The organism is Sphingobacterium wenxiniae (assembly GCF_900116225.1).
Classification (GTDB): domain Bacteria; phylum Bacteroidota; class Bacteroidia; order Sphingobacteriales; family Sphingobacteriaceae; genus Sphingobacterium; species Sphingobacterium wenxiniae.
This window is the reverse complement of sequence record NZ_FOZZ01000002.1, coordinates 446,087-469,970: the sequence shown is the minus strand read 5'-3', so window position 1 is coordinate 469,970 and position 23,884 is coordinate 446,087. Positions and strand designations below refer to the sequence as shown.

General features: G+C 39.9%; 23 protein-coding genes and 1 tRNA gene. 12 read left to right on the top strand and 12 right to left on the bottom strand.

The genetic code is table 11. The features are described 5' to 3' along the window. Positions 1–33: 33 nt before the first annotated feature. Positions 34–501, bottom strand: coding sequence for a universal stress protein (locus BM375_RS04510; protein ID WP_093363967.1), 468 nt, complete (start codon positions 499–501; stop codon positions 34–36). A gap of 83 nt (positions 502–584) precedes the next feature. On the opposite strand from BM375_RS04510, the gene BM375_RS04505 reads away from it, so the two are divergent. Both BM375_RS04505 and BM375_RS04500 read left to right on the top strand, forming a co-directional pair. Next, the gene (locus tag BM375_RS04505; RefSeq protein WP_093363965.1) at positions 585–1,355 is read left to right on the top strand and encodes a C40 family peptidase; all 771 of its coding nucleotides are present in this window, start codon (positions 585–587) and stop codon (positions 1,353–1,355) included. A gap of 83 nt (positions 1,356–1,438) precedes the next feature. Then, a complete protein-coding gene (locus BM375_RS04500) occupies positions 1,439–2,356 on the top strand; it encodes a tetratricopeptide repeat protein (RefSeq protein WP_170852584.1) in 918 nt (305 codons plus the stop codon). A 2-nt stretch (positions 2,357–2,358) separates the two neighbouring features. Here BM375_RS04500 and BM375_RS04495 read toward each other — a convergent pair whose 3' ends face one another. Both BM375_RS04495 and ychF read right to left on the bottom strand, forming a co-directional pair. After that, positions 2,359–3,240: a DUF72 domain-containing protein gene (locus tag BM375_RS04495; protein ID WP_093363962.1), complete on the bottom strand. Its 882-nt coding sequence runs from the start codon at positions 3,238–3,240 to the stop codon at positions 2,359–2,361. A gap of 73 nt (positions 3,241–3,313) precedes the next feature. Continuing rightward, the gene (gene ychF / locus BM375_RS04490; RefSeq protein ID WP_093363961.1) at positions 3,314–4,414 is read right to left on the bottom strand and encodes a redox-regulated ATPase YchF; all 1,101 of its coding nucleotides are present in this window, start codon (positions 4,412–4,414) and stop codon (positions 3,314–3,316) included. A 186-nt stretch (positions 4,415–4,600) separates the two neighbouring features. Between ychF and BM375_RS04485 the strand changes: the two genes are divergently transcribed. Both BM375_RS04485 and BM375_RS04480 read left to right on the top strand, forming a co-directional pair. Beyond that, on the top strand, positions 4,601–5,059 hold the full coding sequence (locus tag BM375_RS04485; RefSeq protein WP_093363960.1) for a hypothetical protein: 459 nt from the start codon (positions 4,601–4,603) through the stop codon (positions 5,057–5,059). Between the two features lie 109 nt (positions 5,060–5,168). Further along, positions 5,169–6,146: a polysaccharide deacetylase family protein gene (locus BM375_RS04480; RefSeq protein WP_093363958.1), complete on the top strand. Its 978-nt coding sequence runs from the start codon at positions 5,169–5,171 to the stop codon at positions 6,144–6,146. A 56-nt stretch (positions 6,147–6,202) separates the two neighbouring features. On the opposite strand, the gene BM375_RS04475 is transcribed toward BM375_RS04480, so the two are convergent. Next, positions 6,203–7,156 (bottom strand): acetyl-CoA carboxylase carboxyltransferase subunit alpha, encoded by a 954-nt coding sequence (locus BM375_RS04475; protein WP_093363956.1) that lies wholly within the window; start codon positions 7,154–7,156, stop codon positions 6,203–6,205. A gap of 142 nt (positions 7,157–7,298) precedes the next feature. Between BM375_RS04475 and BM375_RS04470 the strand changes: the two genes are divergently transcribed. After that, complete coding sequence (locus BM375_RS04470; RefSeq protein ID WP_244525815.1) at positions 7,299–8,180, top strand: mechanosensitive ion channel family protein; 882 nt, start codon at positions 7,299–7,301, stop codon at positions 8,178–8,180. 58 nt (positions 8,181–8,238) lie between these two features. Here the strand turns inward: BM375_RS04470 and coaA are convergent, their stop codons facing one another. From coaA to BM375_RS04450, 4 genes are all read right to left on the bottom strand, one after another. Further along, positions 8,239–9,186: a type I pantothenate kinase gene (gene coaA / locus BM375_RS04465; protein WP_093363954.1), complete on the bottom strand. Its 948-nt coding sequence runs from the start codon at positions 9,184–9,186 to the stop codon at positions 8,239–8,241. 120 nt (positions 9,187–9,306) lie between these two features. Next, positions 9,307–9,672: a methylglyoxal synthase gene (locus tag BM375_RS04460; RefSeq protein WP_093363953.1), complete on the bottom strand. Its 366-nt coding sequence runs from the start codon at positions 9,670–9,672 to the stop codon at positions 9,307–9,309. A 21-nt stretch (positions 9,673–9,693) separates the two neighbouring features. Next, a complete protein-coding gene (locus BM375_RS04455) occupies positions 9,694–10,923 on the bottom strand; it encodes a nucleoside recognition domain-containing protein (protein WP_093363951.1) in 1,230 nt (409 codons plus the stop codon). Positions 10,924–10,989: 66 nt separating this feature from the next. After that, positions 10,990–12,039 (bottom strand): patatin-like phospholipase family protein, encoded by a 1,050-nt coding sequence (locus BM375_RS04450; protein WP_093363950.1) that lies wholly within the window; start codon positions 12,037–12,039, stop codon positions 10,990–10,992. 95 nt (positions 12,040–12,134) lie between these two features. Here BM375_RS04450 and BM375_RS04445 point away from each other — a divergent pair. From BM375_RS04445 to BM375_RS16975, 4 genes are all read left to right on the top strand, one after another. Beyond that, positions 12,135–12,222, top strand: a tRNA-Ser gene (locus BM375_RS04445). Between the two features lie 121 nt (positions 12,223–12,343). Then, on the top strand, positions 12,344–12,877 hold the full coding sequence (locus BM375_RS04440; RefSeq protein ID WP_093363948.1) for a DUF1697 domain-containing protein: 534 nt from the start codon (positions 12,344–12,346) through the stop codon (positions 12,875–12,877). 180 nt (positions 12,878–13,057) lie between these two features. Beyond that, positions 13,058–16,387 (top strand): DEAD/DEAH box helicase, encoded by a 3,330-nt coding sequence (locus BM375_RS04435; protein ID WP_093363947.1) that lies wholly within the window; start codon positions 13,058–13,060, stop codon positions 16,385–16,387. Between the two features lie 148 nt (positions 16,388–16,535). Then, positions 16,536–16,688, top strand: a complete 153-nt coding sequence (locus BM375_RS16975) for a lmo0937 family membrane protein (RefSeq protein WP_139227493.1) — start codon at positions 16,536–16,538, stop codon at positions 16,686–16,688. Between the two features lie 60 nt (positions 16,689–16,748). Here BM375_RS16975 and BM375_RS04430 read toward each other — a convergent pair whose 3' ends face one another. The 4 genes from BM375_RS04430 to BM375_RS04415 are packed head-to-tail and all read right to left on the bottom strand — an operon-like array spanning position 16,749 to position 20,233. After that, entirely contained in the window at positions 16,749–17,507 is a 759-nt protein-coding gene (locus BM375_RS04430) for a phosphate ABC transporter ATP-binding protein (protein ID WP_244525814.1), read from the bottom strand. Positions 17,508–17,512: 5 nt separating this feature from the next. Continuing rightward, positions 17,513–18,367: a PstA family ABC transporter permease gene (locus BM375_RS04425; RefSeq protein WP_093363944.1), complete on the bottom strand. Its 855-nt coding sequence runs from the start codon at positions 18,365–18,367 to the stop codon at positions 17,513–17,515. Next, positions 18,367–19,182, bottom strand: coding sequence for a phosphate ABC transporter permease subunit PstC (gene pstC, locus BM375_RS04420; RefSeq protein WP_244525813.1), 816 nt, complete (start codon positions 19,180–19,182; stop codon positions 18,367–18,369). Before pstC ends, BM375_RS04425 begins: the two co-directional genes overlap by 1 nt. A gap of 46 nt (positions 19,183–19,228) precedes the next feature. Continuing rightward, on the bottom strand, positions 19,229–20,233 hold the full coding sequence (locus BM375_RS04415; protein WP_244525812.1) for a PstS family phosphate ABC transporter substrate-binding protein: 1,005 nt from the start codon (positions 20,231–20,233) through the stop codon (positions 19,229–19,231). 160 nt (positions 20,234–20,393) lie between these two features. On the opposite strand from BM375_RS04415, the gene BM375_RS04410 reads away from it, so the two are divergent. Genes BM375_RS04410 through BM375_RS04400 form a run of 3 tightly spaced genes read left to right on the top strand, consistent with a single transcriptional unit; the run spans position 20,394 to position 23,876 of the window. Then, entirely contained in the window at positions 20,394–22,493 is a 2,100-nt protein-coding gene (locus BM375_RS04410; RefSeq protein ID WP_093363941.1) for a HEPN domain-containing protein, read from the top strand. A 48-nt stretch (positions 22,494–22,541) separates the two neighbouring features. Further along, the gene (gene cobA / locus BM375_RS04405) at positions 22,542–23,303 is read left to right on the top strand and encodes a uroporphyrinogen-III C-methyltransferase (protein WP_093363940.1); all 762 of its coding nucleotides are present in this window, start codon (positions 22,542–22,544) and stop codon (positions 23,301–23,303) included. Next, positions 23,304–23,876: a precorrin-2 dehydrogenase/sirohydrochlorin ferrochelatase family protein gene (locus BM375_RS04400; protein ID WP_093363939.1), complete on the top strand. Its 573-nt coding sequence runs from the start codon at positions 23,304–23,306 to the stop codon at positions 23,874–23,876. It abuts the gene before it with no gap. The last annotated feature ends 8 nt before the right edge of the window (positions 23,877–23,884 follow it).

Genomic DNA, 23,884 nt, shown 5'->3' with positions numbered 1-23,884 from the left:
ACTAAGGACAGTATGGGGCTTTCTCCCAACTTGTTAATCACATTTTCCAGGAACAACCAACACAGGACAGTGCGCCTTTCGTATTACAGATTCGGAAACGCTTCCCGATATAAAATGATCAAAGCCGGTACGTCCGTTTGACCCCATAACAATTAAATCTGCTGTCCATTCGGCAGCTGTACTCAAAATCTCATCACGAATAGCACCGATCCTGTTGAAAAGAAAGACTTCATTTGCTCCTTCAAAATCATTGCTGATACTCTCTAAGTAACGTTGTGCAGACTCCTGTTGTATTTCTGACACCTCTGGAACGATAACAGGTTGTTGTCCTAGCAAGGGATCTGCTCCATAGTTTGCAGGTGAAGTCGGGGGGACGACAGTCACTAAAGCAACGGAAGAATGAAATACGCGCACCAAATCTTGCGCATATTCTATAGCTTTTTGCGAACAAGGTGTATCGTCCACAGCTAAAAGAATCCGGTTAAATCTATGATATGTCATTTTGGTTTATTTAAAAAAGTTATCTTCGTAAGGTTAAAACAGATGTAAATTGTATTTTGTTTTCAAATCAATACGAAATAGATATGGTTTTTGGAATTTGCAACTTATCAATAGTGCCACTGCGGGCTACTGCTTCACATAAAAGCGAGATGGTCAGTCAGGTGCTTTTTGCAGAACAATTTGAAATAATTGAAGAGCAGGAGGAATGGAGTCATATTAAAATGTTTGAAACCGGATATGAGGGTTGGATACAGAAAGGTCAATATGCTTTGGCGAATGAAATAGAAAATGCAGCACCGATGGCACGACAAGCTTTTATAGTGGATCTTGGCGGCGCTATTGCCCAAAGTCCTATACGCAGGGTACAACTGTTGCCAGGAACACGTATCGACGTAAATGACAATACCTTTTCAGCTGAGGAATGGTTTGAGATAGAAGGTAAAATGCGTATGCCAACGTTAAAGGATTTCGATACAGAATTTCCTAAGCTTATCGATTATTATAAAGATAGTCCATACCTCTGGGGCGGTCGTTCACGCTATGGTATAGATTGCTCCGGCTTAAGCCAGGCGATATATAGGCATTTTGGACTGGTATTGCCGCGAGACGCTTACCAACAGGCCGAAATTGGGCAGGTTGTAGATTTTTTGACAGAGATTCAGCCGGGTGATTTAGCATTTTTTGATAATTCGGAAGGGCGTATTACGCATGTGGGCATTATGGTGGACAGTGAACATATTCTACATGCTTCAGCACGGGTTCGTGTAGATAAAATGGATTCAGAAGGAATTTTTAATTCTGAGCTGAACCGCTATACCCATAAACTCCGTATTGTTAAACGTTATTTTATTTGAGAGGTTTTATTATATAATTTATGCCGTTACAACACAATCGTTATTTTCAATTAGCCAGTTCCCAAAGATTTCCTTTACAGGATATGGTATCAACAGATGTAGACTTGAATGATGAGGCACTTCATATAGCGCAACAAGCGCAACAAGCATATTTATCAAGTAATAGGGAGGAGGCTCTTAAGCTTTATAGCGAGGGAATAGTTCAATTTCCCGATCAACCGTTCTTCCATGCCTGTAGGTCATTGTTGAACCAAGAAATGGGGGATGAAGAAGGAGCTTTCTATGACTATCAAGTTGCTAAAGGACTGGATTTTAATTATCATATTTTCTTGGAGTGGTTGGAAAACAGATCGCTTACACAGAAAAAGGTTTCAGCATATAATCAGCTTAAAAAGCTGCTGGAAGATGCTTTAGAGGCAACGCAGCAGTTTGATTACAAATATGCCTTGGCACTTTATACGTATGCTGTGAATAAGTTTTCAGGTGATGCCGATGTATTGGTATATCGTGGAGCTCTTTATATGCGACTATTGTGTTATGACAAAGCTTTGGCTGACTTTGAGGAAGCTTTGTATCTTTCACCTGCTCACTTTCAAGCGTTGTTATCGAGAGCTAAGCTATTTGAAGCTATCCACGAAAATGATAGAGCGAAAGCTGATTTTGATAAAGCGGCACAACTCCAACCTGAAAATAGCCTGATTTATGAAGAGAGGGGTAATTTTTTGATCAATATTCAGGATTACCCGAATGCTATTGCTGATTTTGATAAATTGATAGCACTGCTTCCAGAGGATTTTTATGTTTTTGCATTGCGCGCTGATTTACGGGAGAAGATGGAGAGTTGGGAGGAAGCCTTAGCAGATTATACCAAAGCCATCGAGTTGAACCCTTACTATTCTGATCTGTATGCCTATCGTGCATCGATTAAAGAAAGATTGGGAGATATGGATGGCGCAATGGCGGATAGGAAATTGTACGAGGAAATGGAGAATGAGGATTGATCTTAGAACAAGCTATTCTCTTTATTTGGAATCTTGAGGTTTACATCCAGTGCTTTGTTCAGGTGTGTAATGAAATGACCAGCCAATAACGGCGATTCCAGCTCTATATTTTGGTGAATAAAGAAGTACAACTTCTGTAATCCTGCATCCCGCCATGTTTTGATGACATCCACCCATTGTATAAGACGGTCATAGTCTGATGGGTGGTTTGCTCCTACATAACGAATGAAAGCGATAGGCGTTGTCAAGCGCATGTGCACTATATCCCTTCGCCCAGCAGTATCCACCAAAACATTAGTGACCTCGGTATTTTCCAATAAATGATATAGTTTCTGGCTGATTTCTTTGTTGGAAAACCATTCTTCGTTACGAACTTCCACCGCTAAAGGAAAACCTTTAGGAAAGCGTTTTAAAAAATCTTCCAACCGGTCAAAATCTTTGGGCTTGTAGTTATCGTGCATCTGTAAAAATGCCATACCCAACTTCTCTTCAAAAAGTACCGCTGAATCAACAAATGCTGTCACTTTCTCATCCGTGTTAATCAGTCTGGAATAATGACTAATAGACTGCGGAATTTTCGGGAAAAACTTGAAATCTGCAGGTGTTTTTTCTTTCCATGTAATGACCTGTTCTTTGGAAGGTGAATTGTAGAATGTAGCATTCAATTCTATCGAATTAAACTGCCGGGAATAATAGTGCAATTCGTCCTTTATGCCACGGGGATAGAAACCCTTTAAATCAGCCTTATTCCATTTGGCACAGCCTACTGATATTTCCAATGAACCCTCTTGTTTATTCGCCTTCAATAAATCGAAAGTCTCCTGTGGTGTAGGAGGTAGGGAGAAGTCTATTTCTTCAGGATTACTTACTTGTCCAAATTTCATATTTAACGATTTTGAGTAAAATAAGGGACTAAAAGCGTATGATTGCGCGAAGCAATGACACGCTTTTTAGCTATTATACATTGAATCTAAAGTGCATAATGTCTCCATCTTGCACGATGTATGTCTTTCCTTCTACACTTAGCTTACCAGCTTCCTTTACGGCACTTTCTGAACCATAGTGGATGAAATCTTCGTATTTAATTACTTCAGCGCGGATAAAGCCTTTTTCAAAATCGGTGTGTATAACACCCGCAGCCTGTGGAGCAGTAAAACCTTTTTCTATTGTCCAAGCACGAACTTCCTGTACACCAGCTGTGAAGTAAGTAGCCAAGTCTAACAAAGAGTATGCGGCGCGGATTAGTTTATAAACACCGGATTCTTCCAATCCCAAATCGTCCAAAAACATTTGGCGCTCTTCGTAGGACTCCAGCTGTGCAATCTCGGATTCAATTTGTGCAGAGATAACCAGTACTTCTGCATTTTCATCTTTAACCGCTTCTTTTACACTATCTACATAAGCATTACCACTATTAACAGATGCCTCGTCGACATTACAGACGTAAAGAACAGGTTTAACAGTTAATAAGCTAAGGTCGTTAATAAACTCAAAGTCCTCTTCCGATATCGGTGCAGTACGTACAGATTTTCCAGACTCTAAATGTTCTTTTACTACGGATAAGATCTCGTATGTACGTTTTGCTTCTTTGTCACCTCCTGTTTTTGCCATTTTCTCTACCTTTTGGATACGTTTTACAACCGTGTCCAAATCCTTTAGCTGCAATTCTGTATCAATGATTTCTTTATCCCTAATGGGATCTACCGAACCGTCGACATGTATGACATTCCCATCATCAAAACAACGCAGAACGTGGATAATGGCATTCGTTGTACGAATATTGCCTAAGAACTGGTTTCCAAGGCCTTCACCTTTGGAGGCTCCCTTCACCAAGCCGGCGATATCGACGATTTCTATAGTATTGGGAACGATACGTTGTGGATTAACCAGCTCGGCAAGTTTATTCAACCGCTCATCAGGCACGGTGATCACACCTACGTTAGGTTCTATTGTACAGAATGGAAAATTGGCTGCTTGTGCTTTCGCATTAGACAGACAGTTAAATAAGGTTGATTTACCAACATTGGGTAAACCTACTATACCACATTGTAAAGCCATGTAAATTGCAATTTTTTAAATCGCACAAAGATAGATAAAATAGTCCACTTTATCAGTGATGATGACCGTTTGGTATTTCACAACTTTTAACACTTACGTCGTTAAACCTTCTCTGTAATCTGTACGTCATAATATGCAAAGAGATTTAGACATGTGATTGTTCAATTTTACAAAAAGGAGTTTACCATGAAAAGATTATTATACGCCACAGTAGCTTTAGGATTTTTGACTATTGTCCCGACGCTTAGCCGAGCACAGGTTAACGTACGCATTAATATTGGAGCACAACCTAATTGGGGCCCTGCAGGGTATGATTATGTGCGTTATTATTATATTCCTGAAGCGGATGCCTATTACGATGTGTCGAGTCGCCGGTATACCTATTTTCATGGAAACCGCTGGATTACTCGTGCTGCGCTTCCAAGTCGTTTTGCACGTATTGATTTATACAGAACCCATAAAGTGGTGATTAATCATGCTCATCCCTGGAAAAATCATAAAAAAATAAGAAAACAGTATGCGCATTATGGTTATGACAGACATCCACAGCGTGTAAGAAATGACTATTATGGCCATAAACATTATGATAAGAAGCATAAGAAACACGATAAAAAGTATAAAAAACATCCTCGTAGAGGACGTTAATAAAGTAAAGGCCTGCACACCAGTGCGGGCTTTTACTTTATTCATACATTTTTTTGTGTTTGGACGTGCAATACTCTATTTTTGTAAAAAAATTGAGTAATCACCGAAGATGTTAAAAGGAATTCGTTCCCTATCGTATATAGGGGCAGCAGTCGTGGTAGCCTCCTCTTTTTTCGCTTGCCAGAGTGGATTGGGAACAAAGGCGGCACAGGGGCAGGAAGCTTCTGTTTTAGATACCGTAACTCCTGTTATTTTGCAAGATACCTCGCCAATAGCAAATGGTCGCTTGGCCAAGCGATTGAAAGATCCTATTGCTGTTCCGGTGGATACATTGAACCCTATTTCTAAGGATTCCATTGCACGTTACGTAAAACAGGAACGCCGTCGGATACGTGATTCTGTACGTACGGAGTTGAATAAAAGACCTAAGCATATCTACTTTACTTTTGATGACGGCCCCTTAAAAGGCAGTGCCGCCATTGACTCTATCGCCAAATCAAAAAACATTAAAATAAGCGTATTTTTGGTCGGTAAGCATGCGAATATGTCAAAAGGACTAAAAAGGGATTTTGAAAAGTATAATAATAACCCTTTGGTCGAATGTTATAACCATAGCTATACGCATGCGAATAATCGTTTTGTGACTTTCTATAGTAATCCTGTATCTGCTTATGAGGATTTTGAAAAGAATGAAACTGATTTGGCTTTAAAGCATAAGATTGTGAGATTGCCGGGGCGTAACATCTGGATTTATGATGATGTGCGACGCATCGATTTGCAAAGTGGCGCAAGTACAGCAGATATGCTGTATTCAAATGGTTATAAAGTATACGGATGGGATGTGGAATGGAAGATCAACGGTTTGACAGGGACACCAGTGCAATCTGTACAGGAGGTTTACAGCCGGTTGACAAACTATATGAATAATAAAACATCCATGGAAGCAAATAATGTGGTGTTACTGATGCATGATGATATGTTCCAGAATAAGAAAGGACAGCAATTACTTTCCTCTTTAATCGATAGCATCCAGAAGAATACGGATTATAAGTTTGAATTTATTAGGGATTACCCCTTTAGATATTAAGCATAAAAAATCCCGCTTTTATTAAAAGCGGGATTTTTTATGCTTAATATTCTTATTTACTCAACAACAACACCCATTTTACTGAATTTATCAATACGCTCAGTAACCAAAGTGTCAGCATCTTTTAACCCCAATTCGTTTAGGTCAGCAAGAATACGAGCTTTTACAAATTCAGCTGTAGCTGCAGGATCTTGATGTGCTCCACCAATCGGCTCATCGATAATACCATCGATCAGTCCATTTTTCAACATATCATCTGCCGTAAGCTTCAATGACTCAGCCGCCTTTTCCTTTTGATCCCAGCTTCTGTATAGGATAGAGGAGCAGGATTCAGGAGAAATAACGGAGTACCATGTGTTTTGTAGCATGTAAACGCGGTCACCAACACCGATTCCCAATGCTCCACCAGAAGCACCTTCACCGATAACGATACAGATAACTGGCACTTTTAGTACCGACATCTCCAACAAGTTGCGGGCAATTGCTTCGCCTTGTCCTCTTTCTTCAGCTTCCAAGCCCGGATAAGCACCCATCGTGTCGATGAACGTGACGATAGGCTTATTGAATTTCTCTGCCATCTTCATTAGGCGCAAAGCTTTTCTATAGCCTTCTGGGTTTGCCATACCGAAGTTGCGATATTGACGTTCTTTGGTATTCTTCCCTTTTTGATGACCAATGACCATTACAGGCTGCCCATTGATAGAAGCCATGCCACCAATAATGGCTTTGTCGTCACGTACAGTGCGGTCGCCATGTAATTCGATGAAATCTTCGCATATCATCTCAATATAATCGAAAGTCTGCGGACGTTCCGGATGACGGGACATCTGTACTTTTTGCCAACCGGTCATATTGGAATATATCTCTACTTTTGCTTGTTCCAGTTTTTCTTCTAGTTCACGAATCGTAGCACTCATGTCTACTTTGGTTTTTTCCTGAACTTGTTGAACCTTTTCTATCTGGGTTAGCAAATCTGCAATAGGTTTTTCGAAATCAAATGTTATTTCCATATAATATGTTTCTTGCACATTTCAGCTTGCTAAGTTAACGTATTTTTGATTATTTTAATAATCCAGTAACCAAAATACGACATTTCGTCGAAAAGCCATTGCATGAACGTGGTAAAAGTAATATTTTAGTGCACTGATAATAATGATGATAAAAGAAACTAATAAACGGGTAATCCCTGTTCAATTTATTCTGAAGGTGATAGCCTGGGTGTTGCTTTACCTGTCTTTTTTCTATTTTGAGGACTTTTATAAATCCCATTCTCGGTTGGATAGGGTGAGTGATGCTGTTATGCTGTTCCTCACCAGCAGCATCATTTTCTCCATAGGGCGTTTCATTATTATAGCACTATACAATAAGAGGAACGAGAACCGTAGCGTACGCAGTAATTTTACTTTAGGAATCAATAGGCTGACGACAGTTCTCAATACAATCATGGGGATTGTGGCTTTTATGACGGCCTTGGGGATTAATATTGCGGTCTTTCTGACAAGCTTGACAATTGTTGCTATGGCCATAGCTGTGACTTTTCGTGAGTATATCACCAACATGATCAGCGGACTGATTATTATGTTCTCAGACCAGTTGGCTGTTGGTGACCGTGTACAGATAGGAGGGTATAAAGGGCGTATTGTGGATATTACGCTGTCCAGTCTAGTGTTGCAGGATGAAGAGGATGATTTAGTGAATGTACCCAACAACATGGTTTTTGTTTCGCCCATGGTCAATATGTCAGCACACCGTTCCAGTTTGTTCACTGTGAAGTTTGAGTTGCCGTTGCAGACTGCTGTGGAAGTGGATAAATTGGAGGAGCAACTCAAAAATTCGTTATCTAATCATCCTTATCTAAGTGGGGAAGATGATCTGAATCTAATGGTCTTGGAAATAGGGAAAGATTATGTCAAGTATAAATTGGAGATGCACGCGACCAGCAGTAGCAATAGATTGCACAAACGGGTGGAAAATGAAGTGCTGAAGGAAGTCTTGAAATTCAAGCGCAGTCATGATGTACTCACCAAAGATTAGTGTTTTTTAGCGCTTCGATTCCGCTCAGCGTGACAAAAAACAAAAGGGGCACGCGCTCTTAGATTTTTCGCACGTGAATATTCTTGACGAAATGATGTGAACCTTTTTCAAGGATTAAATCTGCACGTGAACGGGTAGGGAGGATGTTTTCGTGTAGATTCGGGCGATTGATCTCATTCCATATCTGTGTAGCCATTACTTTACTTTCTTCCTGGTTCATATCCGCAAAACGGTGAAAATATGAATTTGTATTTTGGAAAGCGGTAGCACGCAAAGATTCGAAACGGTTGACATACCAATCCATGATGTCTGTCTCTTGTGCATCTACATAAATAGAATAGTTGAAATAATCCGATACGAAGATATGGTTCCCTTTGTTGGAATCGACCTGCAAAACATTGATCCCTTCTACAATCAGTATATCTGGTCGGGTAATAATCTGTTTCTCTGTTTCCAAGACATCGTATTCCATATGGGAATATACGGGTACTTCAAAACTTTCCTCTCCGGATTTCATGGCAGATAGAAAATTCAACAATAATTTGGTATCGTAACTCTCTGGGAATCCTTTTCTATTGAGAATATTGCGCGCGACTAGGGTTTTATTTGGGTATAGAAAACCGTCTGTTGTCACTAAGTCTACTTTTGGTTTGTTAGGCAATAAGGATAAAACTTTTTGCAAAACTCGTGCGGTGGTGCTTTTGCCTACGGCTACCGAGCCCGCAATACCGATAATATATGGTAGCGTTTGTGTATTTTTCTTGAAAAATCCGTTGACATGGGTATGGGTATCCTTGTTTTTTTGAATTAAAATATCGAGTAGATGTGCTAAAGGAAAGTACACATCATTGATCTCTTCTATTGTAAGCGGCTCATTAAGTGCATGAAGGTTGTCTATTTCATGCGCGGTCAGGTCATAAGAAAAATGACCGTTGAGGTCCCTCCATTCAGCCCTGTTAAAGGATTGAAAAGGACCGTTGGCTGCGCTTACTGTACTTAAAGACATCGTATTTTGTTTTTTTAATGCGGCAAATATACTTGCTTTGGAAAAAAACGAGCAAGATTATTTGAAATAAAGTGATGTTGGTTATGGCGATTTACTATCACTTCGTCCACTTTGATAACTTTAAAGAAGTCCTTTTATAATAAGGGTGCCGGTTGCAACGTTGGTCGCCAACGGCACATTGTACAAGTCCGATATGCGCATCAACATCTGTATATCAGGTTCATGTGCATGTTTGCCCAAAGGATCTCTGAAGAAAATAATGCCATGGACTTTGCCTTCAGCTGCCAATGCAGCAATTTGAGCATCGCCTCCCATGGGTCCGCTTAACTTCAACTCCACTTCTAGTCCAGTCTGTTGGATATATGAGCCGGTAGTTCCAGTAGCAATGATATGTCCCTGTTTCAAATCTTCGATATGATCTTTTACAAAAGCCACCATATCGGCTTTTTTACCGTCATGAGCGATTAAAGCAATTGTTTTTTTCATGTGTTGTAGGTGATTTTAAATTTATCCAAAGAAAATATATGCAACAATAATGGCAGCAATCACTCCGACAAGTTCGGCGATAAGGGCGCAAGGTAATGCATGCCTTGTCTTTTTGATAGCTACTGAGCCAAAGTAGACCGCCAGCACATAGAATGTAGTCTCGGTAGAACCTTGTATGACACAGGCTACACGTGCAGCGAAGTCATCTGCGCCTTTAGTCGCCATCAGTTCAACCATAAGTCCACGTGCTCCTGAACCACTCAAAGGTTTCATGAAAGCAACTGGTAGGGCATCAACAAAACCCGTATCTATGCCTACGGAACTTATTAAAAATGAAATGCCTTGCACGAGATAATCCATTGTGCCCGAAGCACGGAAAACGGCAATGCCGACTAAAATAGCAACAAGGTAGGGGATGATTTTCACGGCGACATCAAAACCTTCTTTTGCCCCTTCAATGAAGGCATCATATACATTAATGCGCTTGAAAAAAGCCAGCGCTATAAAAGAAATAAAAAGCCCAAATAGAACTAAATTTCCTACTACCCGCGATATAACTCCGATTTCCTCTTGCCCAAGCGTGCTGAAATAGTATAACGTACCACCAACCAATGCGGTTAACCCGCCCAAGTATAATAGAATGGTCTTGTTGAAAAGATTTATTTTCTGGTAGATAGCAACCATAATAAGTGCTGCTAATGTGGAGAAAAACGTAGCAATCAGAATTGGTAAGAAAATATCGGAAGGCTGTGCTGCACCGGCTTCCTGTCTATACGCCATAATGGAAATCGGGAGTAATGTCAGACTGGATGCGTTCAATACGATGAACATAATCTGCGCATTGCTGGCCGTATCCTTTTGCGGGTTAAGCTCCTGTAATTCCTTCATCGCTTTAAGTCCTAAAGGCGTGGCGGCATTGTCCAATCCTAAAGCATTAGCAGAAAAATTCATGAGAATAGAACCTAAAGCTGGATGGTTTTTAGGGATTTCTGGGAATAATTTGTTAAAAAAAGGTCCTACTAAACGAGCAAAAATAGCAATCATACCACCTTTTTCCCCGATTTTCATAATTCCCAAGGCGAAGGCCATCATACCTATTAATCCCAAAGAGATAGTTGCTCCGTTAGCGGCACTTTCAAAAAGCGAATTGACGATGTTTTGAAAGATTTCGGTATCTCCGCCGATTAACTTCACTATTGCAACCACAAAAGTGATGAGAAAAAAGGATACCCATACGTAATTTAAAGCCATGTAATTGTGTTTATAGGGGTAAATGTAAGGTTTATCATCAAAAGCATCAAAAGGAATGTGATAATGTTAATTTTTTAGAAAATTCCAAACCGATTTATCCTTCTTGTCTTTTTTGTCTTGAATGATTTCGGCAACTATTTGATTCAGCAAGTCATCATTTTCGCTGACTAATTTATCTCCCAAGGAAATAATTTTTTGGATATTGCCTTTGGAGGCAGCATCCATAGCGGGGTCAATGGACGAAAGGGAGGTTGGCTCAATACGGATATAGTTTTCCGGTTTGTTGACGGAACGAAACAGTTGTTTCAGGTAGTAATTGGTGCTTTCGGCAGAGCTGCTACTCATAATATCGACCAGTGCAGGACCAACGGAAATTGCCCATTTCTTCTTGAAATGTTCATAATTATACGATTCCTTGGAAAGTCCTGTACCCAAGGAAAGTATCCAGATATCGTTGATACGATATGTATTGTAGCTTTTGATGACTTCAAGCAAAGCCGATAGGGAGGGGTTGTGAGCAAAAACGCCACCATCAACCAGGGGATAACGTGTATTGGCTAAAGAGAATATTTCAGCAACAGAGAAATAGGTGGGCGCAGCGGAGGTTGCCCGACAGACATCGCGAAGATAGAAATCCCGAGATTTTCCATTGGATATGGCTTTCTGTTGGCGAAATAGATGATTTTTGCGTAATTCTATATTGTAGGCTGTTATAATGCAAGGCTTGAGAAGTTCACTCAGTTTGCAGTCACCAAAATAATCTTCCAGAACATTTTTAAATACAGTATCGTTATAGCGTTCGCTCAGTAGGCCGAATCTACTAAGGAAGCGCCTCCAACGTGTGGCTGTGAAAATATTGGTGCCATGCTCTACATAAATATCTAAAGCATCTTTTGCACTGTATTTTTGTTTGCTCGGATCATTTTCGTCCGGACAAAGCAGAATGGAAACCAAAATACCGCCCGTACTCGTTCCAGCAAAAAAATCAAAATAGTCGATTAAATGGGCATCGGGATTCTGTGTAGCAGACTTGATTTTCTCCTCCAATGCCACTAAAAACATACCCGGGATAATTCCCCTTATGCCGCCACCATCTATGGAAAGAATTCTTTTCATAAAGTGTTTCAGGTTGTTGTCAAGTAAATATAAGCAGAATTTCGTTTTTATTTCTTTTAATTGGCAAAAAGAAATATATTTGCACTCCGCAAAACAGAGAGGTGTCTGAGCGGTTGAAAGAGCAGACCTGGAAAGTCTGTATACGGGATGACCGTATCGTGGGTTCGAATCCCATCCTCTCTGCAAAGAGGGGCTTCATTATGAAGCCCCTCTTTTTTATATTAGACCAATGAATTATTCTTTTTATATTGTTTATTCTTGATGGTTTATCGATGGTGTTTATAAATAAATTAAAGAATTAAGAATGGCGAATAAGAGCTACTGTGCTTTTTTACGGGGCGTAAATGTAAAAGGCACGAATATGAAGATGACAGAGGTCTGTTCTGTTTTTGAAAGGATAAGTATGGAAGGAGTGTCCTCCGTTTTGGCTTCAGGAAATATTTTGTTCTCGTCCGAGAAAGATGAAACTGAATTAAAAATGATACTTGAGAAAGCCGTGTCTGAGCATTTTAAATACGAAGCTTTTCTTTTCGTGAAGGATAAAAATGAAGTTGCACAGATTTTCAACAATAATCCTTTTACAGCCCATGTGGATTTTCATATTTATGGGTTTGTGGGGTTGGCTGGAATTGAAGAGCTATTAATGGCAGAGTTTGAATCTTCAGATAAAATAGAGGACGAAGAAGCAAAAATTGTCGCAAATAATTTCTATTGGAAAGTGCCAAAAGGAAATACATTAGGGTCAGAATTTGGAAAAATATTAGGGCGCAAAAAACTTAAAGATTCATTGACTTCCCGGAATATGAATACCTTTGAAAAAGTTCTAAAAAAGATGTAGTATTTTTAAAGTACACTGCGTTGTGGAGATGATATAACAATATCATTCATCGCTATTTTCACGGCTATAGCCATCACCCTTTATTTTAGTTGTAGGAATTATACAACCTAATTATAGAAGTTGTTTTTTGGATTTTTTAGTAATTTGTAAGCTTAGTAATAATTTAATTAGAGGTAATTCATGAGTTTACCAAATGGGTATATACTGGAGAATGTAAATATCGCTACACTCTCGGTCTTCGATCTTTTAAAGCATACGCAAGACAGTAACTTCATGGATAGGAAAGATTTTGGAAATATCTATCCATTATCTCTGGAATTAAACACGGGCTTTTTCACGAAAAACGATGAAACTGTTGAATCCCCTCACGTATCCGTAAATCAGGGAGATAATACGATTATATCCGTTTGCTCTTGCAATAATAGCTCGGAAAAATTGTGTGAGCATCAGGCGGAAGTTATCTATTGTATTCTTGAAAAAAGAGATTTTCGTATTTTTTATGATAAACAACTCCGTCATAAAATCCTGTTGCAATCGGCAAGGGGTTATGGTCTCGAGAATGAAGCTGACCTTGACGTCTATTTCCTATTGCGTTATGAGGATGGTAAGCTTCATGTTGAAAAAAAAGTAAAGGAATTGCTCTCATTTGATGGATACGCCATCGAGAATAATCTCATTCCGAAGCAACGGTCTGTTTTAGTAAAAAAGATTGAAGAGAAAAAACAACTATTAGTTATTAGTCGTCATCGTTACTACAATCAGCTGAACTTCCTACTGATGGAATCTGCTTGTACCAAGTCAGGAAAAATAAAAAATCCATTGACGAATATAGATCCATTGCAGGCTATCTGGAAATCCGATCATGCGCTTGAAGTCAAGTTTTACACAGCTATCTTAGCTTTTCAAAATAAATATAGTGAGGATAATTTCGAAATCGATCATGAGGCTCTAAAAGCAATTGTAGCCAATCCTCTTGGCTTGCCGATCTATTACCATGATCGGGATATTTCTGAAACAATCTCTGCAAAATCTCTGTTGCCTGTTGCTATTGGTATGCTGAAAGCAGAAATACAGTTAACAGTTTTTAAAAAGGAACCGTTCTATGAAATCACTGGAGAACTGATATTTCAAGATGTTGCTATTCCATTTAAAAATATTACTCTCCGATACGACTATTTTGTTTACCATCATCAAGCCTTTTATCTGGTGGACAATCCAGATATGTTACGACTGATTAAGTTTTTTAAGGCAAACCATGAAATCTTATTGATACATGCCTCTAAATATGAAGAGTTTATCCAAACTACTCTTGCGTCATTGGAAGAATTTGTCCATATCAACTATACTTATATACATACAGCTACGTCTGTTCAGCTTGAAGAAAAGGAATGGGCGATACAACCAATCATCTATCTACAACAACAGGGTAGTTTTATTTACATCACACCGGTTATGCAATATGGTGTGATTGAAGTTCCTGTATATTCAAAAAAACAACTTTTTGACAGGGATAGGAATGGTAATGAATTTAAGATAGAACGAAATAAGGAAAAGGAAATTCGCCTCACGTCCATTATAATGGAGCAGCATAGTGATTTTAAGGAACAACTTGAAGAGCAAGAGTATTTCTACCTCCACAAGGATAGATTTTTGGAGGAAGATTGGTTTTTGGACGCTTTTGATGTATGGGTCAGCGCTGGGATTACGGTCTTGGGATTTAATGAAATAAAAGACAATAACCTGAACCCGTTTAAGGCAAAAATTAATATCGAAGTCCATAGTGGGGAGGATTGGTTCAATGCGAAATTGACTGTAAGCTTTGGGAAAACAAAGGCAACCTTAAAACAGGTGCATAGAGCAATTCGAAATAAGAATAGATTTGTCGAGTTGGATAATGGTACGCAAGGGATACTTCCTGAAGAATGGATAAACAAGATTGCCCAATATTTTCAGGTTGGTGATATCGATGGCGATATACTTAAGATTGCCAAAATAAATTTTACTGAAGTGGAAAAATTGTTTGTGCAAGAAGTGTTAAGTGAAGAGGCACAGCAAGAAATAAACAATTATAAAGTGCATTTTTCGGATTTTACGAATATTCCTGTCGTAAAACGACCTAAGGAATTAAAAGCTAAGCTAAGAGATTATCAGCAAGAAGGGTTGAACTGGTTGAATTTTTTGGATAATTTTAATTTTGGGGGATGCTTGGCGGATGATATGGGGTTAGGCAAGACCTTGCAGATTATCGCATTCATACTTTCCCAAAGAGAAAAACATGGACACAGGACGAACCTGATTGTTGTACCGACATCTTTATTATTCAATTGGCTGGAAGAGATAGAAAAATTTGCACCATCGATGAAGGTTGAGGTTCATTATGGTCCGCAGAGAGAGAAAGATGTCGAGGAGCTAAATAAATATGAAGTCGTTTTAACAACATACGGAATGTTACTCTCGGATATTCGTATTTTGAAAACTTTTCGTTTTAACTATATCTTCTTGGATGAGGCACAGGCAATCAAAAATCCGAACTCGGCACGTTATAAAGCTGCACGCTTGCTACAGGCGCGGAATAGGGTAGTGTTGACGGGCACTCCGGTAGAGAACAATACCTTTGACCTTTATGGACAGCTTTCTTTTGCTTGTCCTGGATTGTTGGGAAGCAAGCAGTTTTTCAAAGATACATATGCTATACCAATTGACCAGTTTGCTTATAATAAGCGGGCTACAGAACTCCGCAGAAAGATAAACCCTTTTATGTTGCGTAGAACTAAGCAACAGGTAGCGAAAGAGCTGCCTCAAAAGACGGAAATGCTTATTTACTGCGAAATGAATGCGGAGCAAAGACTGGTATATGATACTTATGAACGCGAATTGAGGGAGTTCATTTCTTCCAAAAGTGACGACGAGATTCAAAAAAGTAGTATGCATGTGTTAACCGGATTAACAAAACTTCGGCAGATCTGTAATTCGCCACGGCTTCTGAAAGAGGGGTATTCTGGTGAAAATGCGGTCAAGATTGAGGTTATTGCGGAACAGATTGAAAACAAATCCGAAAACCATAAGATTTTAGTGTTTTCACAGTTTGTGGAGATGCTGGATTTAATCCGGGTAGAATTGGAGGATAGGAAGATAGTATTTGAATATCTTACAGGACAGACAAAAAACAGAGGGGAGAATGTTCGTAATTTTCAGCAGAATAAAGACGTCAGGGTGTTCTTAATTAGTTTAAAAGCTGGAGGGGTGGGGCTTAATCTTACGGAGGCGGACTATGTATATCTGGTAGACCCATGGTGGAATCCGGCAGTAGAAAATCAAGCCATAGATCGTAGTTATCGAATCGGGCAAACCAAAAATGTGGTTGCTGTGCGTCTAATATGTAAGGATACTGTTGAGGAAAAGATTGCCAAATTACAACAGAAGAAACGCAAGTTAGCACAAGATTTGATTGCCACGGATGCTACTTTCTTTAACCAATTGTCTAAAAGTGAGTTGTTGGATATTTTATAGGCTTACTTTTCTTAAGGGATATAATCCATCATTTGAATTGTATAACATAAATTTCCCATTATTTTTTTGAGAATCAAAAACTATTATGCTTGTAAGTTGTTCAATATTTACAAGTTGGATATTTTTTATTGATTTAATTTTAAAAGTTATGGGAAACATTTTGTATTTGATCGCTGTGATTTTAGTCATCATTTGGGCGGTTAGTTTTTTCGGAGGTTATGCAACAGGGGGTATCATTCACATTTTGCTGGTTATCGCCATTATTGCCATTTTATTAAGAATTATTCGAGGTGCGGCATAAATGTTGAAATAAAAAAAGGTTGCAGAAACCCTTCTGGTTTCGCAGCCTTTTTTATTTAACTTAACTAATAAAGCCTTTGACATATTGCTTGGTTATCTCGTTCTGTGGGTTCAACAAAACATCTTCCGTTTTTCCAAATTCCACAATTTCCCCATTATAGACAAAAAGAATATAATCAGATACACGGCGTGCTTGCCGTAAGATATGCGTTACCAGTACAATGGTGTAATCTTTCTTTAATTCAATTAGCAAGTTTTCAATCGTTTGGGTAGATATAGGGTCGAGGGCAGAGGTTGATTCATCGCCTAAAATAATCTCAGGTTTTACAGCCAATCCCCGTGCTAAGCAAAGGCGTTGCTGCTGACCTATGGATAGTCCTGTTGCCGAAGCATCCAATCGCTCTTTTACTTCCTCCCACAAACCAACATTTCGCAACTGTTGTTCTACAATCTGTTTTAATATGGCTTTATTGCGTTCACCGTGAATGCGCGGACCATAGGCAACATTGTCAAAAATGGACATCGGCAGTGGAAAAGGTCGTTGGGAGAGCAAGCCCATTTTTTTACGGATATGCGTTACTTCGGCATGCGGAGCGTAAATATCTTCACCGTTTACCAATACTGATCCCTTGATTTCAACGCCTTTGCCATCGTCCACCAATCGGTTCAAAGTTTTGAGCAAGGTTGTTTTCCCACAACCCGAAGGGCCGATAATGGAGGTAATGGAATTGTTGGGAATAGAGAGATTGATATCTTTGAGTATATGTTGTCCTTCTATAAAAACATTCAAATCCTTTATCTCGATATGGGGTAACGCCATTTGCGTTATATTTTGTGTTTCTTCTGTTTCGAAGCGAGGATATGTGTGCATATAACGATAACTAAAATAATAAAAGTCAATACTAAAGCTGATGCATAAGCGCGCCCCTGTACTTCAGGCACAGGACTGCTCAGCTGAAAGAAAATCGCCAACGGTAGTGTAGCGGTGGGTTCATCCAGATATTTCGGCAGGTTATCGCTAAAACCTGTGGTCAGCAACACACCTGCAACGTCGCCGATAGCTCTGCCAAAAGCAAGTAAGATGGCTGTAAATATGCCGGGCTTGATATATTTTAACAGCATTCTGGCTGTTTCCCATCGTGTTGTACCCATGGAAAAGGTCACATTTTTCAAATCGACAGGAATTGTTTTCAATAACTCGTCAATGGTGCGTACCACTATAGGTATCGTCAATAGTGTAATCGTGATTACGCCACCTAATAAGGAGGCCCGAATCCCCAACCAAACCATAATACTGAACGCTATCGCACCATAGACAATAGACGGAATACCGAACAATACATCGAACAAAAGCTTACAGCAGCGAGCGAAAAAAGATTTGGATTTTACGTAAACATCCAGATAAATAGCAATAGGTATACCAATGAGGGTTGCCAATAAAGTAGATAAAGTTGCCAGATAGATCGAACCCAGAATAGCGTTCAAAATTCCGCCTTCCTTACCAATATAAAAACCTCCTTTAGGAGTTTGACTTATCATTTCCCAAGAGAGATAAGGCAATCCCTTGTATAGAATCGTACCGATGATGAGAAATAACGAGCCTGTTATGGATATGCCGGATAACTGCATCACTATTTTTGCGATTTTCTCTTTTCGTAATCTTCGTTGAATATTTGACATTAGTTTTTACCCTCCAATCTATTTAAGATAAGCCTAGAAATTAAATTGAACCCGAAGATGATGACGAATAATAACAACGCGGCAAACATCAATGCTGAATCATATAAAGGAATAGACATCATTTCACCAAAATTATTGGCTATCAATGCCGGAATAGGATAGCCGGCATCAAAAAGCGATTTTGGAATCTGCGGAACATTTCCGCAGACCATCAAAACTGCGATGGTTTCACCGAAAGCGCGAGAAATCCCCAATACAACCGCTGCAATCAATCCCGGTCTGGCCTTTACAAGAACCACTTTTGTGATTGTTTCCCATTTGGTAGCTCCCAAAGAGAGGGATGCTGATTTGAGATCCTGGGGAATGGTCTGTAAAACCTGTACCATGATGCTGATCATAATTGGAAAGATCATAACTGCCAATACAATTCCCCCGGCAAATACCGAATAACCAGAAGAGTCTATGCCAAACATCGGTGCTACATAACGGCTTAAAACAGGAACGACAAACAACACGCCCCACACACCATAAAGTACCGGTGGAATCGCAGCAAGAACGTTCATTAATGGCAATACGAGTCTCCGTAAATGCTCACTGGCATATTCCACTAAATAAGCCGAGGCCAATGTACAAAGTGGTACTGCTATCAATAAAGAAATAAAAGTAACCCAAACCGTTCCCATAATGAAGGGCAGAAATCCAAAGTTTCCTTTCAAAGGTGACCAAACGCTTTCCGTCAAAATCTGCCCGATAGGCTCGTTTTGCAATAAAGGGAGCGATTTTCCTGTCAATCCTACAAAAATCAGTAACACCATGCCCAATGCTATAAATAGCAGGAATGCAAATGTATATTTGACAATTCTATCTTTTATCAGTCTCCAGTCCACTTGATAACTTATTTAATTCTGTATTTCTTGTTTCATCATTTAATGGCACATAACCGTTTTCCAACAGATATCCTTGCTGTTGCTTGTCCAGGGCAAAAGATATAAAGGCGGCTATGAGCTTGGTCTGCTTGTCTTTTCGTATCACGAACGTAAGATCACGTGCCGGAGGAGACGGATACCTTTTTTCTGCGATAGCTTTGGTGAGACTATCTAAATGGCCGTAAAAATCTTCATCTTCATCAATCCTACCATTTGCATTCAGATCCAAGGGAATGGTGGTGATATGTTCCGCAGTCTTTTTCGTCTGCAAATCGTAAACAAAATTGATATTGCCAAAGCCAATGGACAACGGCTTCTCCTTTACAGCCTGTGCCAGTCCGGGATCACCGAATATGCCTATCCCTTTCAGATCCTCCTGGCGTTCGCCAAAATACTTTGCCCAGGTCTCGCCAGCACCAGCAGCATCCGAGCGCACATAGACTTCAATCGGTTCTTTTACGAATCGGGTATCAATGTCGTTCCAATACTTGTAACGTTGGTGGACAAAGATATTGGCAAGCTCTTCCTGTGTAAAACCACGTTTCTTAATCAGATCAATGTTTGGATGCTTACTGTTTATTGTACCCAATACGGCGTCATTGGCTATGTGGATAGGGTAAGCTCCTTTTTCCACTTCCTGCGGATGCAAATCCCGTGATACAAGGCCTATATCAACCATATTGGTCAATACATCGGAAATACCTTTCCCGGCACCACCTGCAGAAATGTTAAAGCGTACGTTCGGGTGTAAAGCTTTGAAATCTTCACTCCATAAAACCACAATTGGATACAAAGCAAAGGCTCCGGATATGGAAATATTCCCAGTATATCCTGTTGCTTCATCATAACCTTCTTTGACTTTCGGTGCGCAGGCGGTACTTAAACAAGCGATTAACACGCTATATTTTAGCCATTTATATCTTCTCTTCTCAATAATCACAATGTAAGGGTTGAAAAATTTTCTACAAATATATACTAAATCAGTAGAGTTTATATAATTTATAGATATTTATTTTATAACTTTGTCGCGGAGTTATTGAAAAGAAACTACTATTATGTAGTTAGATTTGTAAAAATCATAATACGAGAAGAGACATAACATGCAGAGTTTTAGAACAGAACTGGAGAACCCCGTTGTAGAACAAGAAATTATTGAGCTGGAGAGAAAAATCCGTTCCTATAGAGAAGGAAAAATGGTGGAGGACAAGTTTAAGTCCCTGCGTTTGGCTCGGGGAATATATGGACAGCGCCAACCGGGCGTACAAATGATACGTATTAAATTGCCCTTCGGTAAGGTAACCTTCAAACAATTGCTTCGTATAGCTGATGTTTCGGACGAATATGCCAGCAGCAATATCCATTTTACAACAAGACAAGATATACAGATACATTTTGTAAGCTTGGACAGAACTCCGGAGCTGTGGGCACAACTGGCAGAAGATGACATGACCCTGCGTGAGGCTTGCGGTAATACGGTGCGGAATGTAACGGCGTCGCCGGCAGCGGGTATTGATCCTGACGAACCTTTTGATGTATCGCCGTATGCACGCACAACTTTTGAATACTTTGTTCGGAATCCTATCTGTGCTGAAATGGGGCGAAAGTTTAAAATTGGATTTTCATCGAGCGATAAAGACACGGCATTCTCCTACTTGCAGGATTTTGGTTTTATCCCTAAAGTACGTATTGTGGAAGGAGAGGAGCAAAGAGGCTTTACCGTTATGTATGGTGGTGGACTTGGTGCGCAGCCTATTCTGGCACAGAAAATCCACGATTTTCTTCCGGAAGATGAGTTTATTCCTCTTATAGAAGCCACTATCCGTGTCTTTGACCGTTATGGTGAACGAAACAATAGAAACAAAGCGCGTTTCAAATATGTAGTCCAAAAATTAGGATTGGAAGAGGTTTTAAGATTGGTAGAAGAGGAGCGCCTTGCGAATAAAACTCAACATTTTGTTATCGATCGGGAGACTGTTGCTCAACCCGAACCGCCAGCTGTTTTTAAAGGCGAGGTAGAGCCTGTAGATGCTAAAGCATACGAAATCTGGTTGAAAACGAACACATTTGAACAAAAGCAATCTGGATTTTACGGTGTGTATGTTAAAGTGCCGACAGGTGATATACCAACCGCTAAAGCCCGTTTGCTTATCGAAGGAATCCAAGAGCATGTTGCAGACGACATGCGGGTTACACAAGATCAAAATCTGTTGTTGAAATATGCACGCAAAGCTTCTTTACCGCATATTTATAATGTGCTGCACAGCTTGGGCTATGCCCACTATGGATTTAACAGTACTTTGGATGTAACCACTTGCCCAGGTACGGATACCTGCAACCTTGGTATATCCAACTCGACAGAAATGGCCCGTGTATTGGAACGATATATCGAAGAGTTTCATCATGATTTTGTGTATGAGCAGAATTTGAAAATCAAGATTTCGGGCTGTATGAATGCTTGTGGTCAACACAGTTTGGCACATATCGGTTTTCATGGCGGTTCATTGAAGGCCGCTGGCAAAGTATTGCCGGCTGCGCAAGTGATGATCGGTGGCGGTACGGTTGGTAATGGAGTCGGACGTATTGCCGACCGGATTACAAAAGTGCCTACTAAGCGCGTAACACAAGTTGTGGATCTGGTTTTGAATGATTTTAAAATTAACAAGCTTGCTGATGAAAGCTTTCATGAATACTATGACAGACAAACCAAAGATTATTTTTACCGTCTGTTAAAGCCTATCGCGGACCTTTCTACACTCACCGAAGATGAGTTTCTGGATTGGGGGCGTGAGGATGTCTATAATACAGCGATTGGCGTTGGCGAATGTGCAGGTGTGGTTATCGATCTTGTCGCGACTTTATTGTTTGAGACTGAAGAAAAATTGGAATTGGCTAAACAAGCCTTAGAAAAAGGTTCCTATGCCGATGCCATTTATCATATTTATAGCTCATTTGTGTGGACAGCAAAAGCATTATTATTGGATAAAGGTGTGAATGCGAGCACGCAAATTGCGGTTATCAATGAATTTGAGACACTTTATGTTCAGGAAGGAACCTTTACATTTCCAACGGCCTTTACTGAACGTGTGCTTCAGATCAATAAATATGAGCCGTCTAAAGAGTTTGCCGAAGCATATCTTACACAGGCTACAGCATTTTACTATGAGGCAGCAGAATATAGGCAAGCAGTAGTGAAGGCGTAGTGCGGATAAAAGAATAAATAGAAGAAATACTCAATACTAAAAAGAACAATGATTACCCCATATATAACTTTAGTAGGTGCCGGACCGGGTGCAGCAGATTTGATTACTTTGAAAGGCATTAGGGCTATTCAACAAGCAGATGTTATTTTGTATGATGCCTTAGTGAATGAAGAATTATTGGATTATGCGAAACCAGGCTGCACAAAAATATACGTTGGCAAACGTGCTGAACGTATTTCCACTTCGCAGGATTATATTAATAAGCTGTTGGTGGACTACGCTTTGACACATGGTCATGTTGTACGTTTGAAAGGTGGAGATCCATTCGTTTTCGGACGAGGGGGAGAGGAACTGGAGTACGCAAGGCAATTTAATATTCCGACTGCTGTCATTCCGGGAATCTCTTCATCTGTCGGATTGACTGCCCTACAACAAATACCATTGACGCACAGAGGAGTCAGTGAGAGCTTTTGGGTTATTACTGGTGCAACCACAGAGGGCAATTTGTCCAAAGATCTGTATACTGCAGTAACAACTACCGCTACAGTTGTCGTATTGATGGGCTATGCGAAACTGGCTCAGATTGTGTCGCTTTATCAAGAACATGGTAAGGGAAATCTTCCTATTGCTGTGATACAAAATGGTTCATTGCCCAATGAGCGAATTGCTTTGGGAACGATAGATACCATCTTGCAGGAAGCTGAGCGTAATTTGGTGGGTGTTCCTGCTATCATCGTGTTGGGGGATGTTGTCTCCAAACATGAACGATTTGAAGACTTGAAAAAGGAATTACATACTGTCGCTATATAAATGAACGAACTGTTTCCTATATTTTTAAAGTTACACCAAGTGAATACACTTTTGGTGGGAGCAGGCGCTGTGGGCTTGGAAAAGCTTCAGGCAATGGTTTCCAGTTCGCCGAATGCACGTATTCATCTCGTGGCAGAGGAAGTAAGCGAAGGCGTGCGGGAGTTTATCAAAGACAGAAAAAACATCTATTTGTCAGAAAGAGCTTTTCGGGATGAAGACCTGGAAAATGTCGGCTTTATTGTCCTTGCAACAAATAATGCTGTACTGAACCAACATATCCGAGTTTTGGCCACCAAGCAAAATATTCTGTTGAATGTGGCTGATAAACCTGATCTGTGTGATGTGTATCTGGGTTCTGTTGTGCAGAAGGGTAATCTGAAAATAGGCATTTCCACGAATGGGAAATCCCCGACAATGGCCAAAAGGTTGAAAGAATTTCTTGCAGATTTACTACCGGAGGAAATCGATGAAACTTTAGCGCTTATGGGTGAGTTGCGAGATTCTTTAAAAGGGGATTTTCAAGAGAAAGTAAAGGCGTTGAACGAACACACCAAAGGAGCATTGAAAATTTAGAAAGGGGG